General features: G+C 62.5%; 25 protein-coding genes and 1 pseudogene. 15 read left to right on the top strand and 11 right to left on the bottom strand.

The window, feature by feature from the left end; translation table 11 throughout:
• On the top strand, positions 1-315 hold a 315-nt coding region (locus HP499_RS07715), incomplete at its 5' end, for a glycosyl hydrolase 53 family protein (RefSeq protein ID WP_172323470.1).
• Positions 316-431: 116 nt separating this feature from the next.
• Here the strand turns inward: HP499_RS07715 and HP499_RS07710 are convergent.
• Positions 432-1,088 (bottom strand): alpha/beta fold hydrolase, encoded by a 657-nt coding sequence (locus HP499_RS07710; protein WP_172323468.1) that lies wholly within the window; start codon positions 1,086-1,088, stop codon positions 432-434.
• Positions 1,089-1,260: 172 nt separating this feature from the next.
• Between HP499_RS07710 and HP499_RS07705 the strand changes: the two genes are divergently transcribed.
• From HP499_RS07705 to HP499_RS07695, 3 genes are read left to right on the top strand one after another with little or no spacing between them, the layout of a single operon-like run.
• Positions 1,261-1,626, top strand: a complete 366-nt coding sequence (locus tag HP499_RS07705; protein ID WP_026541103.1) for a metal-sensitive transcriptional regulator — start codon at positions 1,261-1,263, stop codon at positions 1,624-1,626.
• A gap of 49 nt (positions 1,627-1,675) precedes the next feature.
• On the top strand, positions 1,676-1,909 hold the full coding sequence (locus HP499_RS07700; protein WP_026541102.1) for a heavy-metal-associated domain-containing protein: 234 nt from the start codon (positions 1,676-1,678) through the stop codon (positions 1,907-1,909).
• Positions 1,910-1,917: 8 nt separating this feature from the next.
• Positions 1,918-4,251, top strand: a complete 2,334-nt coding sequence (locus tag HP499_RS07695; RefSeq protein WP_172323466.1) for a cation-translocating P-type ATPase — start codon at positions 1,918-1,920, stop codon at positions 4,249-4,251.
• 25 nt (positions 4,252-4,276) lie between these two features.
• Here the strand turns inward: HP499_RS07695 and HP499_RS07690 are convergent, their stop codons facing one another.
• Positions 4,277-4,549, bottom strand: a complete 273-nt coding sequence (locus HP499_RS07690; protein WP_026541100.1) for a DUF2277 domain-containing protein — start codon at positions 4,547-4,549, stop codon at positions 4,277-4,279.
• 158 nt (positions 4,550-4,707) lie between these two features.
• Here HP499_RS07690 and HP499_RS07685 point away from each other — a divergent pair, with 158 nt between their 5' ends.
• Positions 4,708-4,971 (top strand): WXG100 family type VII secretion target, encoded by a 264-nt coding sequence (locus HP499_RS07685; RefSeq protein WP_011776688.1) that lies wholly within the window; start codon positions 4,708-4,710, stop codon positions 4,969-4,971.
• 132 nt (positions 4,972-5,103) lie between these two features.
• Here the strand turns inward: HP499_RS07685 and HP499_RS07680 are convergent, their stop codons facing one another.
• On the bottom strand, positions 5,104-6,123 hold the full coding sequence (locus tag HP499_RS07680; RefSeq protein WP_172323465.1) for a DMT family transporter: 1,020 nt from the start codon (positions 6,121-6,123) through the stop codon (positions 5,104-5,106).
• Between the two features lie 71 nt (positions 6,124-6,194).
• Here HP499_RS07680 and HP499_RS07675 point away from each other — a divergent pair, with 71 nt between their 5' ends.
• The 3 genes from HP499_RS07675 (at position 6,195) to HP499_RS07665 (ending at position 7,872) form a co-directional block, all read left to right on the top strand.
• Positions 6,195-6,743 (top strand): CGNR zinc finger domain-containing protein, encoded by a 549-nt coding sequence (locus HP499_RS07675; protein ID WP_172323463.1) that lies wholly within the window; start codon positions 6,195-6,197, stop codon positions 6,741-6,743.
• Between the two features lie 18 nt (positions 6,744-6,761).
• Positions 6,762-7,259: a hypothetical protein gene (locus HP499_RS07670; RefSeq protein WP_172323461.1), complete on the top strand. Its 498-nt coding sequence runs from the start codon at positions 6,762-6,764 to the stop codon at positions 7,257-7,259.
• Between the two features lie 253 nt (positions 7,260-7,512).
• Complete coding sequence (locus HP499_RS07665) at positions 7,513-7,872, top strand: hypothetical protein (protein ID WP_172323459.1); 360 nt, start codon at positions 7,513-7,515, stop codon at positions 7,870-7,872.
• Positions 7,873-7,964: 92 nt separating this feature from the next.
• On the opposite strand, the gene HP499_RS07660 is transcribed toward HP499_RS07665, so the two are convergent.
• From HP499_RS07660 to HP499_RS07650, 3 genes are all read right to left on the bottom strand, one after another.
• Positions 7,965-8,309: a hypothetical protein gene (locus HP499_RS07660; protein ID WP_172323457.1), complete on the bottom strand. Its 345-nt coding sequence runs from the start codon at positions 8,307-8,309 to the stop codon at positions 7,965-7,967.
• Positions 8,310-8,377: 68 nt separating this feature from the next.
• Positions 8,378-8,959 (bottom strand): DUF308 domain-containing protein, encoded by a 582-nt coding sequence (locus tag HP499_RS07655; protein ID WP_172323455.1) that lies wholly within the window; start codon positions 8,957-8,959, stop codon positions 8,378-8,380.
• Positions 8,960-8,968: 9 nt separating this feature from the next.
• Positions 8,969-10,309, bottom strand: coding sequence for an MATE family efflux transporter (locus tag HP499_RS07650; RefSeq protein WP_172323453.1), 1,341 nt, complete (start codon positions 10,307-10,309; stop codon positions 8,969-8,971).
• 41 nt (positions 10,310-10,350) lie between these two features.
• Here HP499_RS07650 and HP499_RS07645 point away from each other — a divergent pair, with 41 nt between their 5' ends.
• The 4 genes from HP499_RS07645 to HP499_RS07630 all read left to right on the top strand — a co-directional run bounded on the left by HP499_RS07645 (position 10,351) and on the right by HP499_RS07630 (position 13,180).
• Positions 10,351-10,950, top strand: a complete 600-nt coding sequence (locus HP499_RS07645) for an antibiotic biosynthesis monooxygenase (protein WP_172323451.1) — start codon at positions 10,351-10,353, stop codon at positions 10,948-10,950.
• Complete coding sequence (locus HP499_RS07640; protein WP_172323449.1) at positions 10,947-11,357, top strand: GNAT family N-acetyltransferase; 411 nt, start codon at positions 10,947-10,949, stop codon at positions 11,355-11,357. The genes HP499_RS07645 and HP499_RS07640 overlap by 4 nt, the downstream gene beginning before the upstream one ends.
• A 68-nt stretch (positions 11,358-11,425) precedes the next feature.
• Complete coding sequence (locus HP499_RS07635; protein WP_089597003.1) at positions 11,426-11,860, top strand: DoxX family protein; 435 nt, start codon at positions 11,426-11,428, stop codon at positions 11,858-11,860.
• A 345-nt stretch (positions 11,861-12,205) separates the two neighbouring features.
• Positions 12,206-13,180 (top strand): acyl-CoA thioesterase, encoded by a 975-nt coding sequence (locus tag HP499_RS07630; RefSeq protein WP_172323448.1) that lies wholly within the window; start codon positions 12,206-12,208, stop codon positions 13,178-13,180.
• 71 nt (positions 13,181-13,251) lie between these two features.
• Here the strand turns inward: HP499_RS07630 and HP499_RS07625 are convergent, their stop codons facing one another.
• Positions 13,252-13,989 carry a VOC family protein gene (locus HP499_RS07625; RefSeq protein WP_172323446.1) on the bottom strand — a complete coding sequence of 246 codons (738 nt, stop codon included), beginning with the start codon at positions 13,987-13,989 and terminating at the stop codon, positions 13,252-13,254.
• Positions 13,990-14,088: 99 nt separating this feature from the next.
• On the opposite strand from HP499_RS07625, the gene HP499_RS07620 reads away from it, so the two are divergent.
• Complete coding sequence (locus HP499_RS07620; RefSeq protein WP_172323444.1) at positions 14,089-14,469, top strand: DUF1304 family protein; 381 nt, start codon at positions 14,089-14,091, stop codon at positions 14,467-14,469.
• Positions 14,470-14,688: 219 nt separating this feature from the next.
• On the opposite strand, the gene HP499_RS07615 is transcribed toward HP499_RS07620, so the two are convergent.
• Both HP499_RS07615 and dnaB read right to left on the bottom strand, forming a co-directional pair.
• Positions 14,689-15,420, bottom strand: coding sequence for a hypothetical protein (locus tag HP499_RS07615; RefSeq protein ID WP_172323442.1), 732 nt, complete (start codon positions 15,418-15,420; stop codon positions 14,689-14,691).
• A gap of 95 nt (positions 15,421-15,515) precedes the next feature.
• Positions 15,516-16,904 (bottom strand): replicative DNA helicase, encoded by a 1,389-nt coding sequence (gene dnaB, locus HP499_RS07610; protein WP_089597011.1) that lies wholly within the window; start codon positions 16,902-16,904, stop codon positions 15,516-15,518.
• A gap of 591 nt (positions 16,905-17,495) precedes the next feature.
• Here dnaB and HP499_RS07605 point away from each other — a divergent pair.
• Positions 17,496-17,969: a hypothetical protein gene (locus tag HP499_RS07605; RefSeq protein WP_172323472.1), complete on the top strand. Its 474-nt coding sequence runs from the start codon at positions 17,496-17,498 to the stop codon at positions 17,967-17,969.
• 7 nt (positions 17,970-17,976) lie between these two features.
• Positions 17,977-18,552 carry a hypothetical protein gene (locus HP499_RS07600; protein ID WP_172323440.1) on the top strand — a complete coding sequence of 192 codons (576 nt, stop codon included), beginning with the start codon at positions 17,977-17,979 and terminating at the stop codon, positions 18,550-18,552.
• 6 nt (positions 18,553-18,558) lie between these two features.
• On the opposite strand, the gene HP499_RS07595 is transcribed toward HP499_RS07600, so the two are convergent.
• Both HP499_RS07595 and HP499_RS25065 read right to left on the bottom strand, forming a co-directional pair.
• On the bottom strand, positions 18,559-18,915 hold the full coding sequence (locus HP499_RS07595; protein ID WP_309138351.1) for a zf-TFIIB domain-containing protein: 357 nt from the start codon (positions 18,913-18,915) through the stop codon (positions 18,559-18,561).
• A 98-nt stretch (positions 18,916-19,013) separates the two neighbouring features.
• A pseudogene (locus HP499_RS25065) lies at positions 19,014-19,120 on the bottom strand (NADPH-dependent FMN reductase); the annotation flags it as partial.

Below are 19,120 nucleotides of genomic sequence, written 5' to 3'. Positions count from 1 at the left end.
CTGAATGCCCCTTGGGAGAACGTCATCGCCACTCCGGGCCAGCTGGTCAAGGGTTACCCGGCCACGCCGTCCGGGCAGGCCGCGAACTTCCGCGCAGTCCAGGATGTGGTGGCCTCCGCCCCGGGCGGCCGCGGCCTCGGCGCTGTCTACTGGGAGCCGGCCTGGACATCCGTCCCCGGAAACGGCTGGGACCCAGCCGACCCATCCTCCGGCAATGCTTGGGAAAACCAGGCCATGTTCGACTACAACAACCGCGCGCTCCCGGCCTTGGATGAGTTCCGGCCGGACGCAGGGTCGACGCCGACGCTTCGGTAGGTGCTCACAACATAAGTAACGTTCGACGTCGGCACCCGGGCGGGTGCCGACGTCAAGCTTTTTTGCGGGGTTCAGCCACTCCGTGGGTCCACCGAAGAGCGGCCCGGTTTAGACGTTCACGCGGGTCGTGTCTTTGCGATCCCCTGGGCGAAGTCGTCCAACGCCGCAGCCACAGCATCCGGGTGGCTCAGTGTGGCGTAATGGCCTCCCTGGATCTCCACCGGTTCGATTCCCAACCGATCCTGTACTTGGCGCCGCATGAACGACGCCGGGAAGAACTGGTCGTCACGGCACAGAATGGCCAGTGTGGGCACGTCCGGATGGTGGCCAGGCCAAGGTCCAGACATCCAGGCCCCCTGCTGATCGCGTTCCTTGTTCCGGGCCTGCTGTGCAAGATCCTCAGGGACGAGGTTGAAGAAGGCCTCGTCGGGGATGGTTTCGCGATCATGTCCGGTATTGGTCCACCATTCACCGAAGGTCTCACCCGGCATGGGAATCATTGCCGAGAGGTACACCAGGCCGTCCGAATTGAGTTCATCGCAGACCAGGGGCGCCGTGAAACCGCCGAGCGAGTGGCCAACCACAATGGTGTGCCGGGCGTCGTCGGCCGCCTCCATTGCCGCGCGGGTGTAGTCCTCAAGCATCGCGTCCTTGTCTTCGATGGGCAGGTCCACAGCAATAGCCTCATGGCCCGCAGCCTCGAGCAGGGGCTGGACCAAGTGCCAGTCCCACGACGTGGAGCCTCCACCATGAATCAGTACGAAAACCGCCATCTTCCTCACCCTTCCGACATCGCTCCCCCGGTGCATGCGCCAGCGATTAACCAGCATCGACGGCGCTGACTCCAGTATGGGACGAGTCAGGGCTTTACCCCAGGCCCAATTCCCGAAGGAATACCCCTAGGGGGTACTTGACGCATACCCCCCATGGGTATAGATTCTAAGTATGAGCACGCCAGACCTGAGCATGAGCCAACCGGATGCACCCGCCGTCGAGGTGGAACCGGAGCACACCGCACCCCACGGGTACACCAGCAACAAGGACGCGTACCTCAAACGCCTGAAACGCATCGAGGGGCAAGTCCGCGGAATAGCGCGGATGGTGGAGGACGACAAATACTGCATCGACATCCTCACCCAAGTGGCTGCCGCCACCAAGGCCCTCCATGCCGTCAGCCTGGGACTCGTCGAGGAGCACATCGGCCATTGCGTCGTTGGGGCTGCTTCCGAGCCCAACCCTGAAGCCCGCGCCGAACAGATCGACGCCAAAGTGAAGGAGGCCACCGATGCCATCGGGCGCCTGCTGCGGTAATTCCGCCAACAACCACCACACCATCCAACTCACCACCAAGGAGACCACCATGAGCCAGACCATCCAGACCAACGTCAACGTTTCCGGCATGACCTGCGGCCACTGCGTCTCCAGCGTGAGCGAAGAACTTGAGTCGCTCAACGGCGTCGAAAATGTGGCCGTAGACCTCAACCCCGGTGGACTGTCCACCGTGACCATCACCTCAACCAAGGAGCTCTCGCCGTCTGAAATTGGCGAAGCCGTGGCAGAAGCCGGCTACCTGGTGGTAGCCAACGAAGCTTAGGAGTCCTCTTGAGTAGCCAGGAGACTTTCAACCAACCTGCACACAGGGTCATCGAGCTGGACATCGAGGGCATGACCTGCGCCTCGTGCGTCAATCGAGTGGAACGAAAACTGGGCAAACTTGAAGGAGTCGAGGCCAGCGTCAACTTGCCCCTCGAATCAGCCCACGTCACCGTCCCGGCAACCGTGACAGACCAGCAAATCGTGGACACGGTCAACGCGACAGGCTACAAAGCCACCGTCCGCCAAGCCCCTGCGCCACACACCCGCGAACCCCGCTCCCATGAGCACCACCACGGAAGCGAGGCGATGGAAGCCGGACACGCTTCCGGCGGCGCCGAGCACGAAAATCACATGGAGCACGGGCCCTCCGCCTCGACGCTCCGCCCGCGCCTGATCGTTGCGGCGCTTCTGACAATTCCAGTGTTTGCCATCTCCATGATCCCCGCCCTCCAGTTCGCCAACTGGGGCTGGGTTGTGGGGGCAATGGCCTTGCCGGTGGTGAGCTGGGCGGCCTGGCCGTTCCACCGCGCGGCCGCCGTCAACGCCCGTCACTTCGCCTCCACCATGGACACTCTGGTCTCCATCGGTGTCATCGCCGCGTACCTGTACTCGGCGTGGCAGTTGTTCACGGATCCCCGGATGACTGAACACCCCGGCATGGAAAACATGTCCGGCGGCGGGCTGTACTTCGAGGTCGCCGCGGTGGTCACCACGTTCCTGCTGCTGGGCCGCTACCTTGAGGCGAATGCGAAGGCCAAGGCCGGCAATGCTCTCAAGGCCCTGCTGAATTTGGGCGCCAAGGACGCCACCATCCTGGTGGACGGCGTGGAGCAGAAGATCCCAGCCGATCAACTCCTGGTGGATGACGTCATAGTGGTCCGCCCCGGCGAGAAGATCGCCACCGATGGTGTGGTCACGGATGGTGCTTCCGCCGTCGATGCTTCACTGGTGACCGGCGAGTCGGTGCCGGTGGAAGTCGGCCCGGGAAGCGCCGTGACGGGCGCTACCATCAACACCTCGGGACGCCTGCTGGTGCGGGCAACCCGCGTTGGCTCGGACACGACACTCGCCCAGATGGGTCGACTGGTCAGCCAGGCGCAGACCGGAAAGGCGCCAATCGCCCGGTTGGCGGACAGGATCAGTTCGGTGTTCGTGCCGATCGTGCTGGTTATCGCCCTGGCGACGTTCCTGCTGTGGCTGTTCTTCTCCGGTGACCTCAACGCAGCCTTCACGGCCGCCGTCGCGGTCCTGGTGATCGCCTGCCCCTGTGCCTTGGGCCTGGCGACTCCGGTGGGGCTGCTGACTGGAACGGGCCGTGGAGCCCAGCTGGGCATTCTCATCAAGGGGCCGCAGGTTCTTGAGGATACCCGGCACGTGGACACCATCCTGCTGGACAAGACGGGCACCGTGACCAGCGGAAAGCTCGCCGTGGACCACGCTGTGGGCCTCAACGGCTACTCCCAGGCCGCCGTCCTGGCACTGGCCGGAGCGGTTGAAGCCGCCTCTGAGCACCCGATCGCCCACGCGATTGCGGCCTCGGCGCAGGAAGCAACGCACGACGGCGGCAGCCTGCCTCGCGTCGAGGGCTTCAGTTCCGCTCCGGGCGGCGGCGTCCGGGGAACCGTTGCTTTCGAGGGAACCACCAAGACCGTGGTTGTGGGACGCTTCGGTTGGCTCGAGGAGAACGGCATCACGCTCGACTCCAGCCAGCGGGAAGCACTCGCTGCAGAGGAAAACGCGGGCGCCACGGCAATCTGGGTTGCCGTTGACGGCCAACCGGCCGGCATCATCAGCCTGAGCGATACCATCAAGCCCGGTTCGGCAGCGGCAATCCAAAAGTTGAAGGACCTGGGCATCCGCCCCATCCTGTTGACCGGCGATAACGCTGCCGTGGCCGCGCAAGTAGCGGCCGCCGTCGGGATTTCAGCGGACGATGTCTTCGCAGGCGTCCTGCCCGAGGGCAAGGTCGAGGCAGTCCGGAAGCTTCAGGCCTCCGGCGCCACGGTAGCCATGGCCGGTGACGGTGTGAATGACGCTGCAGCCTTGGCACAGTCGGACCTTGGCATCGCGATGGGCTCGGGGACGGATGTTGCCATCGAGGCATCCGATCTCACGGTGATGGGCAGCGACCTTGGTCAGCTGGTGCAGGCGATTGAGCTGTCCCGCAAAACGCTGTCCACCATCAAGACCAACCTGTTCTGGGCGTTCTTCTACAACGCGATCGGCATTCCGGTGGCGGCACTGGGATTCCTGAACCCCATGATCGCCGGCGCAGCGATGGCAGCGAGCTCGGTGCTGGTAGTAGCCAACTCGCTGAGGCTGCGCTCCTTCGGGAAGTAGCCCCAGGAACGGAAGCAGGGCCCGGCTAGGCTGTCCCGAAACGGACGGCCGACCGGGCCTTTGCCTTGGCTGCTTCCTCGTCCCGGTTCTTCGCCGGAGCATTGCTCACCAAGGAGTCCAGGAGATGCTGCGTAATATGCGCGATCTCGTGGACAGCCTCTGCGAAGGCTTCCTCGTTGGCCTTGGAGGGCTTGGTGGATCCGCTGATTTTGCGCACATACTGCAGCGCTGCGGCCTCCACTTCGGCATTTGTGGCATGCGGTTCGAAGTTATGCAGGGTCCTGATATTGCGGCACATAACCCCATGCTAACTATGGGCAGTGCTGCATGGGGAGGGGTGCCCATCGACGGTTTTTGGATTCCCGGGATAGGTTTTAGTTATTGGATCTTCCGGATGAGCCGGAGGCCGCTGGGGATGCCGAAGAGCTCGGGTCCGAACAAATGAAGGAGAATCTCATGGCTATTTGGGGTGCAGATGTTGATCAGCTTCGTCAGCTCGGTAACAAGCTGAAGGCAGGTGCCGAGAACATCGAGCAGCAGCGTTCACAGCTCAAGGGCGCGCTTGATGGCACCGACTGGAAGGGCCCGGACGCTGACAAGTTCCGCGGCGAGTGGGACAGCCAGCACGCTTCGAACCTGAAGAAGGTTGCCGACGCACTTCGCGAAGCCGGCGACCGCGCTCAGAAGAACGCTGAGCAGCAGCAGCAGGCTTCCAACTAAGACAGTTGGGAAGAACCCGGACGCACCAGCGTCCGGGTTCTTTGCTGTTAAGGGAGCAACGAGTCCCGGCGTTGTTCGCACACGCTGCCGTTGTTCGGCGGAGATTTCGAACAAGCCCGGGATTCCTCCGGCTTAGCTGCGGGGCGCTTCGGTGACCGAACCGCTCGGGACGGGTTCGACGTCGTTCGGGTGGTCCAAAACCCGGGCGGCGCGGCGGTCGCCCCGGAGCTCGTCAACCCGGACCAGGACCACGCCGCCCACAATGAGGAGGCCGCCCAGCAACTGAATGGGTCCAGGAAGTTCGCCCAGCAGCAGCCATGCCCAGATCACGGCGAACAGCACTTCGGTCAGTGAGACGAACGACGCTACTTTGGAACCCAGGCTGCGGGCCGCCATGATTCCTGAAACGTAGGCGAGCACTGTGGCCAGGATAATGAGCCCGACGGCGGATACCCACCATGGAGTGGTCCACGGGCCAAGGGTTGTGTCGGCAGCGCTGAACGTCATGGGCAGCAGCCCCAACAGGCCTACCAGCCACATCACCACTGCACCGACCAGGAGGCCGCCGGAAGCGAGTACCAGTGGAGGCAGGGTGTCATTCTCCTTGGCGGTAATGAAGAAGTAGATCACCAGGCACACGGCCGCAGCCATGCCCCACAGGACGCCGATGAAGTCCACCTTCACGGCACCGGTCAGGTCAAGCACCAGGACCAGGCCGCCAAGGGACAGCAGGGCCCCGGCAGCTGTGAGCGCGCGCGGCCGTCGTCGGCTGGCGATCCAGAGCCACAGCACAATCATCACCGGAGCCAGGTACTCCAGCAGCAGTGCTACGCCCACAGACAACCGCGCCACGGCGTTGAAGTAAAACAGTTGGCAGCCTGCCACGCCGATCAGTCCGAAGAGCAGGATGGTGAGCCAGTTGTCCTTGAGTTGGTGCCAACGGCCGCGGAGAACCACGACGGCGGGTATCAGCAGAATCAGCGCGGCACCTGTAAGGCGCACGGCAACTGCGGCGCCGGGTGACCAGCCGGTTTCCAGCATCGACTTGGCGAATGAGCCGGACGTGCCGAAGACAGCGGAAGAAAAGAGTGCGATGCCGAGTCCTGATGCCAGGAAACCTTTTGCATCAGCCTTCGTCGTTGGAGCTGACACAGCAGCCTCCTGTCAGGAGTAAAGTGGGCTAATGGTCATGACAGTACTCCCGAAACTTGTAAGGAGTCAAAGTGCTTTTTGCGCCTGACACCGAAGTTGCCCTTCGCAGCGTCGTCAATCTGATCAACACGGCAGCCAATGGGCAGGAATCACTCGTCACCCTTGAGGACCTCGATGCGTTCCTGAAGGCGGAAGAGTTCACGGGTTCGCGGGTCAATTCCCCTGCCGAGCTGAACAGCATCAAGCGACTTCGGAGTGAACTCACGGCACTCTGGAGCGCCGATGAGGACACGGCCGCAAAGTCCGTCAACAAGATCCTGGCCGACGCCAAGGCACTCCCCCAACTGGTAAAGCACGATCACTGGGACTGGCACCTCCACGCCACCACCCCCGAAGCTCCCCTGGCAGACCGGATGGGCACCGAAGCCGCCATGGGCATCATCGACGTGATCCGCAGCAGGGAAATGGAGCGCATGCGGGTGTGCGCTGCAGAGGACTGCGACGCCGTGGTGCTGGACCTCAGCCGCAACCGCTCCAAGCTCTACTGCGACACCGGCAACTGCGCCAACCGCGCCCACGTCGCCGCATACCGGGCCAGGAAGGCTGCCGAGGGCGAATAGAAGGGCATAATGGCGGGCATGGGGGAACAACACATCCGGCCTGGAATCAATCACCACGGACAAACCAGGTTGCGTGTTGCTTCTTTCCGGCAAATTGCCGTCGTTTACCCATTCGTAGCTACGGCTTGGATTGCTGCGATGCTAACGCCGCCGATGATCGGCGTCGACACCATACTTGGCGTCTTATTCGCCGTGACCCATGTTCCGGTCTTTGCTATCGGCCTGGCATTGCTGACTGGCCTGCCGCTGCGACTCAACCAACGCCTTTCACGCTGGTGGATGGGAAATGGCCGCTGTTACAGCTTGCTCGCTGCCGCCGCGACAGTCCTCATGATTTCGGGCTATTCCCGGCGGATTCGCCAAACGGGGGTGATCGACGGAATGCCATACGACGAGGTGACCCCCGACATGGGACTTGTGGCCGCCGGCTGCTTCATCATCACATTCCTGGCTGTGAACGCTTCGCTCCCTCTCCGATTCAAGAAGCGCACCGACGTGGGGAGCATGGCACCATGAGTGACCTCCACGGCGGGTCAGCCGCGGAACCGCCAACCAACCCCTTGGGACCACCCAGATATCCGGTTGTCGCGGAAAGGCATCATCCGCAGGCAACCGGCAACCACTGCCACAGCCTGGCGCCCCACGGCCTTTGACCCTGCGGGAACTTCCCCGGGAGCGGTCAGGCAGCACAGGCCTGGCACCTTTCAGCCAACTGGCCCTCGCCTTCGCAGTGCTCGCACCGGCCTGGGCTAGCTTCCAGATTTCTTTGATGGTGGGCTATGACGGGCTGCTAAGTTTCATCGGTCTGGCGCTGAGCGGCCTCATCATTCCGCCGTTGGCGATCGTGGCCGCGGTTGTTGTCGGCCTGCCGCTTCGACTCATCCCCGCAGTGAACCGTTGGTGGTCAGGAAACCTGCGCGTATATGCGTCTCTGGCAACCATCACCGTCGGCCTCATGGCGGCCGGATTCGTTATTACAGTCCGCCAGGTTGGCGACTTGGACGGAATCGCCTATGACACCGTCACCCCGGACCCCAACCTCCTATGCGCCGGCTGGCTTCTCGCGGCCCTTCTCCTGGTCAACGCGTCGCTCCCCCTTCGGTGGTCGAAGAAATCAAGAGCGGCCTGATCCCTCGAACCAGCTGCCGCACCGTTGAAGGCAGAGACCAGCAGCGCCAACAAAAAAGCGCTCCCCCACCAAGGTGAGGAAGCGCTCGTAGGTTAGCGGCCGGCGTCGGGCGCTTCAGTCTCGTCGTCCGGAGCCCCCGGACCACCGTGCCCGGGACGCTTGGAACTGAGGTTGACTCCGGATCCCTTGCCGAGGTGGTCGGCGTTTTCCTTGTGGCTCATGGACAACATGGCCGCCACAACGAGGCTCACGATGAACGCGATGCCGGCGCCGGTGAAGGCGAGGTCGAACCGCGGGGCCTTCGCGCTGCCGCCGGAAGCGAAGATGAGAACAGCCACGAAAGCCAGTACTGCAAAGAACGCGGAGAACATGAGCGGTCCCTTGACCGAGGTCCGCATCTTGCGCGGTTCTCCTGGTGTCTGGTCAGCCACGGTCATTCCTCCAATGATGGCGGTTCGTGCCCGCCGGTCTGCAAAAGTTCTACAACGAGTAGAACGTCCAGCTACTAGTTTACGGCCTCGGGCGAAGCGCCGGGAGCAGCGGCCGGGGAAGTGCCGGAGGCTGTTTTGGCATCGTGACGCAAAGTCAGCCCGGACAGAATCCATAGGACCCCGGAAATGATGGCCCCACCACCGGCAACCCCCAGCAGCGCATGCGCCCCGAGCGAGGTGAAGAAGGGCAACAACACTGCGGTTCCCACGGAAATGACGCCGGAAACGAGCCAGTCGCGCGCCAACATGTCCCGTTTCCGGAAACCATGGGCGAATTCAAGGAGCCCCAGCACCAGCAGAGCCAGCATTGCCGACAAAGCTACGCCCGCGTCCGACTGGGTTACCAACGCGCCAACCCCACCCAGAGCCACCACCACAGGTACCGCCACCGGCAAAGCGCGGGCCATCCACACGGCCCCGGCGGTGGCGAGCAGATACAAGCCCACGGCCCACGCCAGGACATGCACCGAGGGGGTAGCCCAGAAGATCGTGACCGCGCCGAACACCAGTGCCACGGTGGCACGGATCAGCACGGGTTTCCAGAGTCCGTCCGCGGAGGCAGAAGGAGTCTGGGCAGGAGTCGCTGGGAGAGTCACCCGTCCAGTTTAGTGCGAACCCAGCACCATCCACCGATCCGTACGTGCACGCAGCCCCAAAGTCACCCCGCGGGCCAGCATGTAGCCCAGCGCAAACGCCGCCCACAGCCACAGGAGCCCCGCCTCGCCGTCGGGCCTTTGTTGGTGGACTGCCACCAACAGCGGCACATAGACGGCCAGATTTACGACGCCGGCAATCGCCAGATACCGCGCGTCGCCGGCGCCGATAAGGACTCCGTCGAGGACGAAAACGTAGCCTGCCAGGGGCTGTCCCAGCGCGAGCACCCAAAGGGCGACGGTGAGGGCCGAGCGGACACCGGCGTCAGGGGTGAAGAGGTACCCGGCCCAGGGTGCCGCAATGGCCAGGAGCACGCCGGTGATCACGCCGAATCCGAGGCCCCAGCGGATCATGGTGCGCGTCAGTTCCCGGACCCGGCCGGCGTTCCGGGCGCCAAGTTCCTTGCCGATCAAGGCCTGCGCGGCAATGGCCAGGGCATCCAGGGCGAAGGCGAGGAACGAGAAAATAGTCATGGCCAACTGGTGGGCCGCGAGGTTCACGGCGCCTTGGGCTGTGACCACCAAGACCGTGGCGAGGATGGCGAGGCGAAGGCTGAGGGTGCGGAGCATGAGCCACGAACCCACCTTGGTCATGGCGCGGATGCCATGCCAGTCGGGTCGCAAGGACACGCCGTGTTGCCGGGCATTGCGGCTGACCATCACCAGATAGACGGCAGCCATGGCCCATTGGGCGATGCTGGTACCGATTGCGGAACCAGCCACAGACATGTTCAATCCGTACACGAAGAACAGGTTCAGGGCGATGTTCACGGCAAAGCCCGCAGTTGCCACGACAAGCGGGGTCCGGGTGTCCTGGAGTCCGCGAAGAACACCCGTGCCGGCAAAAATGAGGAGCATCGCGGCCAGGCCAGGCATGGACCAGCGCAGATAATCGACGGCGAACTGGCGAACGTCTCCAGTGGCTCCCATGAACCCCACCAGGGGCTCGGCCGCCACAAAACCAACCACTGCGAGCGCCAATCCGAGCAACAGCGCCAGCCACACGCCGTCGCGCCCTGCTGCCAAAGCCTTGCCCAACTTGCCGTCGCCGATCGCGCGGGCCACTGCCGGCGTCGTCGAGTAGGCCAGGAAGACCATCAGCCCCACGGCGGTGTGCAGAATGGTGGACGCGAGCCCCACGCCGGCCAGTTGGTCGACGCCCAGATGCCCGACGATTGCCGAGTCGGCCAGCAGGAACAGGGGCTCGGCTATGAGTGCGCCGAACGCGGGGACGGCCAGGCGGAGGATCTCGCGGGCGTTGGAGCGGGTGGGGGCGGTTGTGGTTTGAGGCACTAAACCAGACTAGTCCGCCGCGGGCCGGGTACATTTGGGCCGTGTCACATGAGCATCCCGTCACCGTTTCCGTAGCCCGCACCATCCTCCCGGGCTACACCCGCCAAGCCAACGCGTGGGCCCATGCCGGCCAGGAACTCGCCCGCGAATGGCCCGGATATTTGGGGTCGGGGTGGGTTCGCAATGGGGTGGATTCCACTGAATGGCACATGCTTTATCGCTTCTCAGACGCCGAGTCGCTGCAGGAGTGGGAGGACTCCGAGGAACGGCGTTGGTGGATTGACAGCGCCAGGGACATGATGGAAACCACCCGGGTGGAGCGTCACACGGGGATTGAGGGCTGGTTCTCGCAGCCTGGCGACGTCTCGGTGGTAGTGCCCGAAACGGTGGTGCCGCCGCGTTGGAAGCAGGCCATCAGCATCTTCCTGCCGTTCTTCCCCCTGAGCCTGCTGGCCAATTTCCTGCTGCACCCGTTGACGCAGGACTGGCCGCTGGTGTTCTCGGTTCTCCTCAACATCGTGATCCTCACGCCGCTGATGACGTACATTTTCCTTCCCATCACCACCAGGCTGCTGCAGCCGTGGCTTCAGGCGAAGCCCCGCCGCAGCCGTTTGGTTCGTGCCAGGGGTGCCCGGAAATGACCTACGTTCTCTCGGCGGATAAGGACCGCGTGGATCGCGAGTGGCTCTGGGCGGAACTCTCCACCAATGTCTACTGGGGGAAATGGCGTACGCGCGACGACGTGGAGGCCCAGTTGGATAACGCCTGGCGGATTGTGGGCGCCTATGATGCCGTCACCGGGGCCATGGTTGGTTACGCCCGGGCCTTTTCCGACGGCGTCGCCATCGCCTACCTGGCCGATGTTTACGTCCATGAATCCGCGCGCGGCCTGTCGCTGGGCAAGGCCATAGTGCGGGAAATGATCGAGGACGGGCCGGGGGCAAACTTCCGCTGGATGCTTCACACCGGCGATGCCCATGGGCTGTACAAACAGTTCGGATTCGCGGAGCCGGATGCGCGCTATCTTGAGCGGCGGGAAAACGGGTAGCTGGGAATTTGGTCATAAAAAGCCATGATTAGTTGACACTTCAAGTTATCTCTTGGATGGTTGAAGCTATGAACAAGTCCAGCTTGACCACCACAGCCCTGACCATCCTGCGCGTTATTGCAGGATTTCTCTTCGCCGCGCACGGTTGGCAGAAGTTCAACGAATTCACTATCGCAGGCACCCAGGCCTCCTTCGCGCAGATGGGCGTCCCCGGCGCTTCAGCCGTTGCCCCGATTGTTGCAACGCTGGAACTGGTGGGCGGCATCGCATTGATCATCGGGCTTCTGACCCGGGTATTTGCAGCCCTCCTGGCCGTCAACATGCTCGGCGCACTCTTCCTGGTGCACGCGCCGGCCGGCGTCTTCGTCGGCAACGGCGGGTACGAGCTGGTGCTGCTCTTCGCCGGTGCAGCTTTGGCCTTGGCGCTGGCCGGAGCAGGCAAAATCTCTGCCGACGCCGCACTGTTCGGCCGCTCAGGGTCGAAGCTGCGCGTCCTCGCGTAGTCAGGCCCCCGCCCGCGTCCCCCGACGCTCTATCACATAGCAGCCCCTAAACGCCGACGCTCTCTCCCTTGCTTCAAGAAAGGGAGAGAGCGCTGGCGTTTAAGGCAGGGGACGTGAAAGAGGGTCGGACGTTTCGATGGTAGAAATGGCAGCATGAAGACCATCCTCACCGGCATCGGTGCCAGTACCGGAACAACCCAGGGACCGGCACGACTCATTCACGGACCCGACGAATTCAGCCGCTTCCGACCTCATCGCCAGCCTGGGAATTCAACGCAGCTGACGCCTACGGACCCACACGTCTTAGTCACGTAACAGAAACCCGCCGACAGTAAGATTCCAACCATGAGCGATGACGCCGCCAATTCAGTGACCCTCCGCTTCCTGGCGGCACCCATGGACATCGGACACAGCGGGTCCGTCGACGCCGGCACCGTCCTTGAGTGGGTGGACAAGGCAGCGTACGCAGCAGCAGTGGGCTGGTCGAAGTCGTACTGTGTCACCGCCTATGTAGGCAACATCCACTTCACGGATCCGGTCAACAGCGGCGACATGGTTGAGGTGACCTCCACCATCGTCTACACCGGCCGGTCCTCCATGCATATCCACACGGTGGTCAGCTCGCGTGATCCCAAGGGCGGTCCCGAGACCATGCACAGCCAATGCATGGTCATCTTCGTAGCCGTAGGTCCGGACGGCAAACCAATTCCCGTCCCCCAGTTTGAGCCGTCCACACCTGTTGAGATCGAGCAACGCGACCACGCCTTGGCACGCATCGAAGTCCGGGAGCAGATCGTCAACGCGATGAACGCCCAGGAATATACCGACGCCGGGACCGCCGAGCGCGTCGTCCTGCGGTTCATGGCGTCCCCCACCGACGTGAACTGGGGCGGCAAGGTCCACGGTGGCATCGTCATGAAGTGGATCGATGAGGCCGCATATGTGTGCGCCTCGCGGTACTGCGGCAAGGACACCGTGGCCGTCTTCTCCGGCGGCGTCCGCTTCTACCGGCCCTTGCTGATCGGCCACGTAGTGGAAGTCGAGGCCCGCCTCGTCTACACCGGCGCCAAGGGCATGCACATCGCAGTCCACGTCCGTTCAGGCGATCCGAAAACCCGTGAAATGAACCTGACCACTTACTGCCTCACAGTGATGGTGGCGCGCGATGAAACAGGAACCTCGGTGCCCATCCCGGCTTGGGAGCCGGTGTCCGATGAGGACAAAAAACTGCACGCGCACGCCCGCGAACTCCTGGAAATCCGTGGCCGGGCGCCCGGAAACCGGCTGCCGGACCACCTGCTGAAGGCCGCTGGCAGCTGATGGATGCCGTTATTGTGGTGGCCGCCTTCGGGGCGGTGTTTGCCGACAACCTGATCGGCTGACCTTCAGGATCACCCTGGCCCCAGCACGCAGAGCTCGTTTCCTTCGGGATCCGTAAGACACCTCCACGGCACGTCTCCTTGGCCGATATCGGCATCAGAGGCGCCTAGCGCATGCAGCCGCTCCACTTCAGCCGCCTGGTCGTCTCCGGGATACGGCTTCAGGTCCAGATGGATGCAGTTGTGCAGTGCATCGGGGTCCGGCGTGCGGAGCAACTCCAAATATGGGCCAACCCCCGACGACGACCGCAGCCTGGCATGGTCATCGTTCACCTCATGGAGGGTCCAGTCTGTCGCCCCACTCCAGAACCCGGCCATGGCCCGCGGATCGGTGCAGTTGACCACCACAGTGGCAATCGGTCCTGTGTCCTGATAGATCGGGCGGGGTTCCAGGACGCAGAACAAGTTGCCCTCGGGATCGGCGAGTACCGTCCATGGAACGTCTCCCTGACCGATGTCCGCCGGAGTCGCGCCGAGTTCCTTGAGTCGCGCAACCAGTTCTGCTTGGTGGGCGACAGAAGTGGTAGCGAGGTCCAGGTGCACCCGGTAATTCACCGCATCCGGGTCTGGAACTGTCACGACGTCAATGCAGACGGCTGAAGGGTCCGGCCAGCTGAAACCCAAAGGCTCAAGGTTGGTCACGCCAGGCCCCTCACTGGAAATACCCCACCCGAGGGCGTCAGCCCAAAACTTCCCGAGAGCAGAACCATCCCGGGCTTTGAAGTTCACCTGAACCAATCGCAGTGCCATGCCGCACAACCCTATACCTCTTGCTGGCCGAAGCCTCAGCGGCGTATTCTCCACGAACAGGCAGGTGGGTGTCCTGGCTTCCGTCCGGAGGGCGCGCTCATGAATCTACTGAGTCAGGTGTTGGCAGGGGCTACGGCCTTGGCCTTAATCATCGTCGGCTTGATGGAGATCTTCCGGCACGGCGATCAGCGCCTTCACCGTTATTTCCTCATAGAACCTGGCGATGTCCGTGCCGCGCGCATGTGGGCCATGAACGTTGGCGCCTACAACATCACCTTCGGGGTTGGCATAGCGGTGGGATTGTGGATGCTGAACTCCGGCAACACCGCCGGCGGTACAGCCATTGTTCTTTTCTGCTGCGCGAGCCATGTCTTCTTGGGATTCTGGCTCTGGGTGACGGAAAAGCGTTTGCTCTTGAGCGCCATCGGGCAAGCCCTCTTTCCCGGCCTGGCAGTGGTCTTCTACCTGATTTTGGGGTGAAGTGGCAGGTCTCCCGGGCAGCACATTCCGGACTGGCCTACAGTTACCAAGGTCCGCTGCCTGACCCGCGGTGGGAGGAAGATTTCCAGCGCGCGGGAACGTTCGTCCGCCCGCGCCGGCTTCCGCGAAATCGTTCTGATGGCTGCCCTGCCCCAGAGGCACCAAAAAGGCCGCCCAGGGCAGGAAAGCACCAGCCTGAGCGGCCTCCGAATGCAAGAACTACTTGATCAGCGCGGCTGCCTGGTCCATGAGTGCCCCGGCCGCTTGCGGTCCACCGTCCACACCGTCACTAGCAGAGGCCGTGGCGGAGATCAGGACACCATCTTTGACCGCATGGGCGATGTAGATTGCACCCACCCTTCCGTCAGGGAGGGCCATGACGGTCTTGTAACCCACTGTTCCGGGTACTTTGCCCACACCGTCGACCTTTTGAGTAGAGGTGGTGAGGGTTTGCCCTTCAGCGGAATACGTCACCTTTTTGCACTCCTCCGCCTGGGACTTGCTCTTCTCCAAATCGTCCTGGAGACGGGCAGCATCGACGCCGGATGTCATGGAGACACTGCTGATGAAACCGTTGGCCTTGGTGCGGGTGGTGCCGGCCACCGCGGAACCATCGATGGTGCGCGGCGCCCCGAGCAGGAAAGGATCCTTGCAGGCGGCGGGTTCAATGGTGGCTCCCGCGAATCCCTTGACCACCGAGTCATACTGCGCCAGCAGCTCGTCGCCGGAGAGGACGGCGGGGGTGGTGCCATCAGCCAGCTTGACCTGCCCGACCAATCCGATGAGCTCTTCCTTGGTGTACTGCTTCACGGGCGTCGGCGCCGGAGCAGCAGCCTCGCTGGCCGGGGCGGACTTTGATCCTTGTGGGGCCGCCGTCCCACCACCACAAGCCGTGAGAGCCAAAATCACCAGTGCCGATGCCCCGAATCCGAGCAGCGAATTTTTCTTCATGTGTTTCCCCAATAATTCTTAGCGATGCGCCCGCAAACACGGACTCCACTCAGACTACTGGCCTTATTTGGTCGCCCTGGACCAGACCGTACGGGCTAGAAGCCGCCGCCACCAGCGCCTGCATCGCCTGCCATATTGGCAAAGCGCGAGTAGTGGCCCTGGAAGGCAACCACAATGTCCTTGGTGGGACCGTTACGGTGCTTGGCGATGAGGATGTCGGCTTCACCGGCGCGGGGCGATTCCTTGTCATAGACATCTTCACGGTGCAGCAGGATAACCATGTCGGCGTCCTGCTCGATCGAGCCGGATTCACGGAGGTCGGACACCATGGGGCGCTTGTCCTGACGCTGCTCGGAACCACGGTTCAGCTGTGACAGGGCAATGACGGGAACTTGCAGCTCCTTGGCGAGCAGCTTGAGTGCACGCGAGAACTCGGAGACTTCCTGCTGGCGGGATTCCACCTTTTTGCCGGAGCTCATGAGCTGGAGGTAGTCCAGGATCACCAGCTTGAGGTCGTGCTGCTGCTTCAGGCGGCGGCATTTTGCCCGGATCTCCATGAGCGACATATTGGGGCTGTCATCAATGAACAGCGGAGCGTCGTTCATGCGGCCCATGGTGGTGGCGATCTTGGACCATTGCTCGTCCTTGATGGTGCCCTTGCGGAGGTCCTGCAGGCCAATAGTGGCTTCCGCGGAAAGAAGGCGCATCGCGATCTCGTTCCGGCCCATTTCCAAGGAGAACATGACGGTAGCCAGGTTGTTCTTGATGGCCGCGGAACGGGCAAAGTCCAACGCGAACGTGGACTTACCCACGGCGGGACGTGCTGCAATGACGATCATCTGGCCGGGGTGGAGGCCATGTGTCAGTTCGTCCAGCTCATAGAAGCCGGTAGGAACACCGGTCATGCCTTCGCCGCGGTGGCCGGAGGCCTCGATCTCGTCCACCGTGGACTCCATGACGTCCTTCAACGCCACGTAATCCTCTGCAGTGCGTTTTTCCGCTACCGCATAGACCTCTGCCTGGGCCTGGTTTACCAGGTCTTCCACTTCGCCGTCCTGGCCGTAGCCCATCTGGACGATCTTGGTGCCCGCGTTGACGAGGCGGCGAAGGACCGCTCGTTCGGCAACGATCTCGGCGTAGTACCCGGCGTTGGCCGCCGTGGGTACGGTCTGGATGAGCTCATGCAGATAGGCAGGACCGCCGATCCTGTTGATTTCTCCGCGCTTGGTGAGTTCATCGGAGACGGTGACGGCGTCGGCAGGTTCGCCACGGCCGTAGAGGTCGATGATGGACTCATAGATGGTCTCGTGCGCGGGACGGTAGAAGTCGTGCCCACGGACGATTTCAACCACGTCCGCAATCGCGTCCTTGGACAGCATCATGCCGCCGAGTACGGACTGTTCAGCGGGGATATCCTGGGGAGGCTTCCGGCTCGAGTCCGAAGCGCGTGTGCCCTCGATTGAGTCCAAGTGCGTAACTGACAAAGCCGTCCTCCATTTGTGTACCGCTGCAGAGATCTACTCCCTGGCGGCCCGTAAAGCGCAGTGTGTGGCTACGGAGTCCGCCTGGTGCCTCTGACAATGCCAGACAGGGCGGACAAAATAACGTATCCACAAGTTATCCACAGCCGATATCGCCGGCCTGCTGCCAGTAGTGGATTTTGCAGGGCTCGGAGAAACTCAAGAGGGGATATCCGCGTCCAAAATGGACACTCCAGACACGTTACAGCAGGTGCCGGGCACCCCCTGTGGAAAACCTGTGGAATACCTGCCCAGCGTTGTGCACAGACTGTGGGTTACTCTGTGGATAGAGAAATTCTTTTACGGGAAACAAGCCTCTGACCTGCGAAAACACGGCTCACATGCTGTGGACTAAAGAAAGTTTTGCGGGGAATTAATCCACAGCCAACAGTCCCCATCGGGCGTTATGGAGAGCGGAAAGCACGCCAAACATGCCGCAAATGTGATGCATCTTACAAAGGCTGTCCGGATTTGACACCACCCTCTCGGAAGCTTATGCCGTTCGTGGAATGTGCTGTGGATAACCAAGTTCTGGCATAAGCTCTAAGCATGGGGATGAACTTTGGTGACGTGTTGACGATTGCCCTTCCGCTTCTAGTCCTCGTAGGCCTGTTGTGGGGACTCACAGCGGCATTCAAACCGCGCGATACCGGCGTTTCCGACGCGGAACGGTACCAGCGGGAACTCGCGGCCCGTTCCGCTGCCCACCAAGCGTCCCAAGTGCAGGAGGCGCTGGCATTGCGGGCCCGGATCGAAGCCACCACCAAGCCGAGCCAGAACGAGGCCAGCCACCGGGAGCAGGCGGAGAACGCCAGGACCGCCATCCAGGCGCAGGCCGCACGCTCACACGCAGCCAACCAAAGCGGCCACCAGCCCGCTGTCCTTCCCAACGGCCAACTGAACCCGCAGCTTGCTTTGGAGCTCCAAAATTTGGTCCGCAGCGGGAAGAAGATCGAGGCCATCAAGGTCCTGCGCCAAGCAACCCACTCAGACCTCCTTACCGCCAAGAACTACGTAGATCGGCTCTGACAACGCCATGGATTCCATCCTCATCCCGCTCCTGATCCTCGTTGCGGTCATTGCGGGCGTGCTCCTGCTCATTCGCTCCTTCTCCAAGCGCTCCGCTGAATCCAAGGCGGACGCAGCAGTGGCGAACGCCCCCAAGGATCCGGTGCAACTTGCCAGGGAGTCTGCTGCCAAGCTCAACCAGGAGCAGCACCGGCAGCTGTACTCCCTGATCGCCCGCGGACAGGGCATGGCCGCCATCAAGCTTTACCTTCAGGCGACCGGGGAAGGCTTGCGTGCGTCACGTGACGCCGTGGGAGCCCTCGCCGCGCACCCGCAGCCGTTCACGCCTGAAGCCCCCGCCAAGGACCTGTTGGCGGACGACGATGACGAGCCGGAGCGCTTCCCCTACCGATACCGAGCCATCGTCAGCAAGGGCGAGGTGACGCGGGAAGTGAGCAGCAACATGCTCAATGACGAGATTTACGGAAGAATCCGGACGCTCGCCAAAAGCGGTGATGTCGAGGGCGCTGCCATTGCCCTGACGCGCCACTCGGACATCACCATCAAACAGGCCCGGGAGTTCATTGAACTGCTGGACGACTAGGAAACCCTAGAAGTCGAACAGGTCCCCAAGGAAGCCTTCCTTTTTCTTACGCTTGCGGCCATATCCGTCGCGATCGTAACTGTCACGCCGATCGCCGTCGCGCCGGTCATAGTCGCGCCTTTCCCTATCGTCATAACGCGGCTGCTGGGGACGGGATTCGAACGGATTGTAGAGGGGCGGCGGCGCAATGGGGGGCTGGGACGGTGCAGCCGCCGGACGGGCAGGACCAGGACCGGTTTCTGCCGCGACGCGATCAATGATCTTGTCCAGCTCCCCACGGTCCAGCCATACACCCCTGCATTGCGGGCAGTAGTCGATCTCCACGCCGCTTCGTTCGCTCATCACCAGGTCAATGGAATCCACAGGACATTTCATGTTTGCCCCAACGATCAACCGCGCAAATTAGTTCGGGCCAACCAAGGACCGGGATTCGCCAGGCATTCACTTCCCGTGCTTCGGGGCTACCTGCCGGCTGAGATCCCTGCCAGGAGCTGCTCGAACGGCAATGACTCGAGGGCATCGTTCTTGCGGTTCGGCTGCGGGCCGCTGAGCAGTTGCACCAGTTCAC

It is taken from the genome of Paenarthrobacter sp. CM16 (genome assembly GCF_013179505.1).
Classification (GTDB): domain Bacteria; phylum Actinomycetota; class Actinomycetes; order Actinomycetales; family Micrococcaceae; genus Arthrobacter.
The sequence above is the reverse complement of the archived record's forward strand: the minus strand, read 5'-3'. Positions and strand labels throughout refer to the sequence as shown.

Excerpts from the sequence above, each read along its gene's own strand:
- HP499_RS07710 (WP_172323468.1), bottom strand. The coding sequence starts at position 1,088 with ATGGCGGTTTTCGTACTGATTCATGGTGGAGGCTCCACGTCGTGGGAC.
- HP499_RS07705 (WP_026541103.1), top strand. The coding sequence starts at position 1,261 with ATGAGCACGCCAGACCTGAGCATGAGCCAACCGGATGCACCCGCCGTC.
- HP499_RS07700 (WP_026541102.1), top strand. The coding sequence starts at position 1,676 with ATGAGCCAGACCATCCAGACCAACGTCAACGTTTCCGGCATGACCTGC.
- HP499_RS07690 (WP_026541100.1), bottom strand. The coding sequence starts at position 4,549 with ATGTGCCGCAATATCAGGACCCTGCATAACTTCGAACCGCATGCCACA.
- HP499_RS07685 (WP_011776688.1), top strand. The coding sequence starts at position 4,708 with ATGGCTATTTGGGGTGCAGATGTTGATCAGCTTCGTCAGCTCGGTAAC.
- HP499_RS07670 (WP_172323461.1), top strand. The coding sequence starts at position 6,762 with ATGGGGGAACAACACATCCGGCCTGGAATCAATCACCACGGACAAACC.
- HP499_RS07665 (WP_172323459.1), top strand. The coding sequence starts at position 7,513 with ATGGTGGGCTATGACGGGCTGCTAAGTTTCATCGGTCTGGCGCTGAGC.
- HP499_RS07660 (WP_172323457.1), bottom strand. The coding sequence starts at position 8,309 with ATGACCGTGGCTGACCAGACACCAGGAGAACCGCGCAAGATGCGGACC.
- HP499_RS07640 (WP_172323449.1), top strand. The coding sequence starts at position 10,947 with ATGACCTACGTTCTCTCGGCGGATAAGGACCGCGTGGATCGCGAGTGG.
- HP499_RS07635 (WP_089597003.1), top strand. The coding sequence starts at position 11,426 with ATGAACAAGTCCAGCTTGACCACCACAGCCCTGACCATCCTGCGCGTT.
- HP499_RS07630 (WP_172323448.1), top strand. The coding sequence starts at position 12,206 with ATGAGCGATGACGCCGCCAATTCAGTGACCCTCCGCTTCCTGGCGGCA.
- HP499_RS07625 (WP_172323446.1), bottom strand. The coding sequence starts at position 13,989 with ATGGCACTGCGATTGGTTCAGGTGAACTTCAAAGCCCGGGATGGTTCT.
- HP499_RS07620 (WP_172323444.1), top strand. The coding sequence starts at position 14,089 with ATGAATCTACTGAGTCAGGTGTTGGCAGGGGCTACGGCCTTGGCCTTA.
- HP499_RS07615 (WP_172323442.1), bottom strand. The coding sequence starts at position 15,420 with ATGAAGAAAAATTCGCTGCTCGGATTCGGGGCATCGGCACTGGTGATT.
- HP499_RS07605 (WP_172323472.1), top strand. The coding sequence starts at position 17,496 with ATGAACTTTGGTGACGTGTTGACGATTGCCCTTCCGCTTCTAGTCCTC.
- HP499_RS07600 (WP_172323440.1), top strand. The coding sequence starts at position 17,977 with ATGGATTCCATCCTCATCCCGCTCCTGATCCTCGTTGCGGTCATTGCG.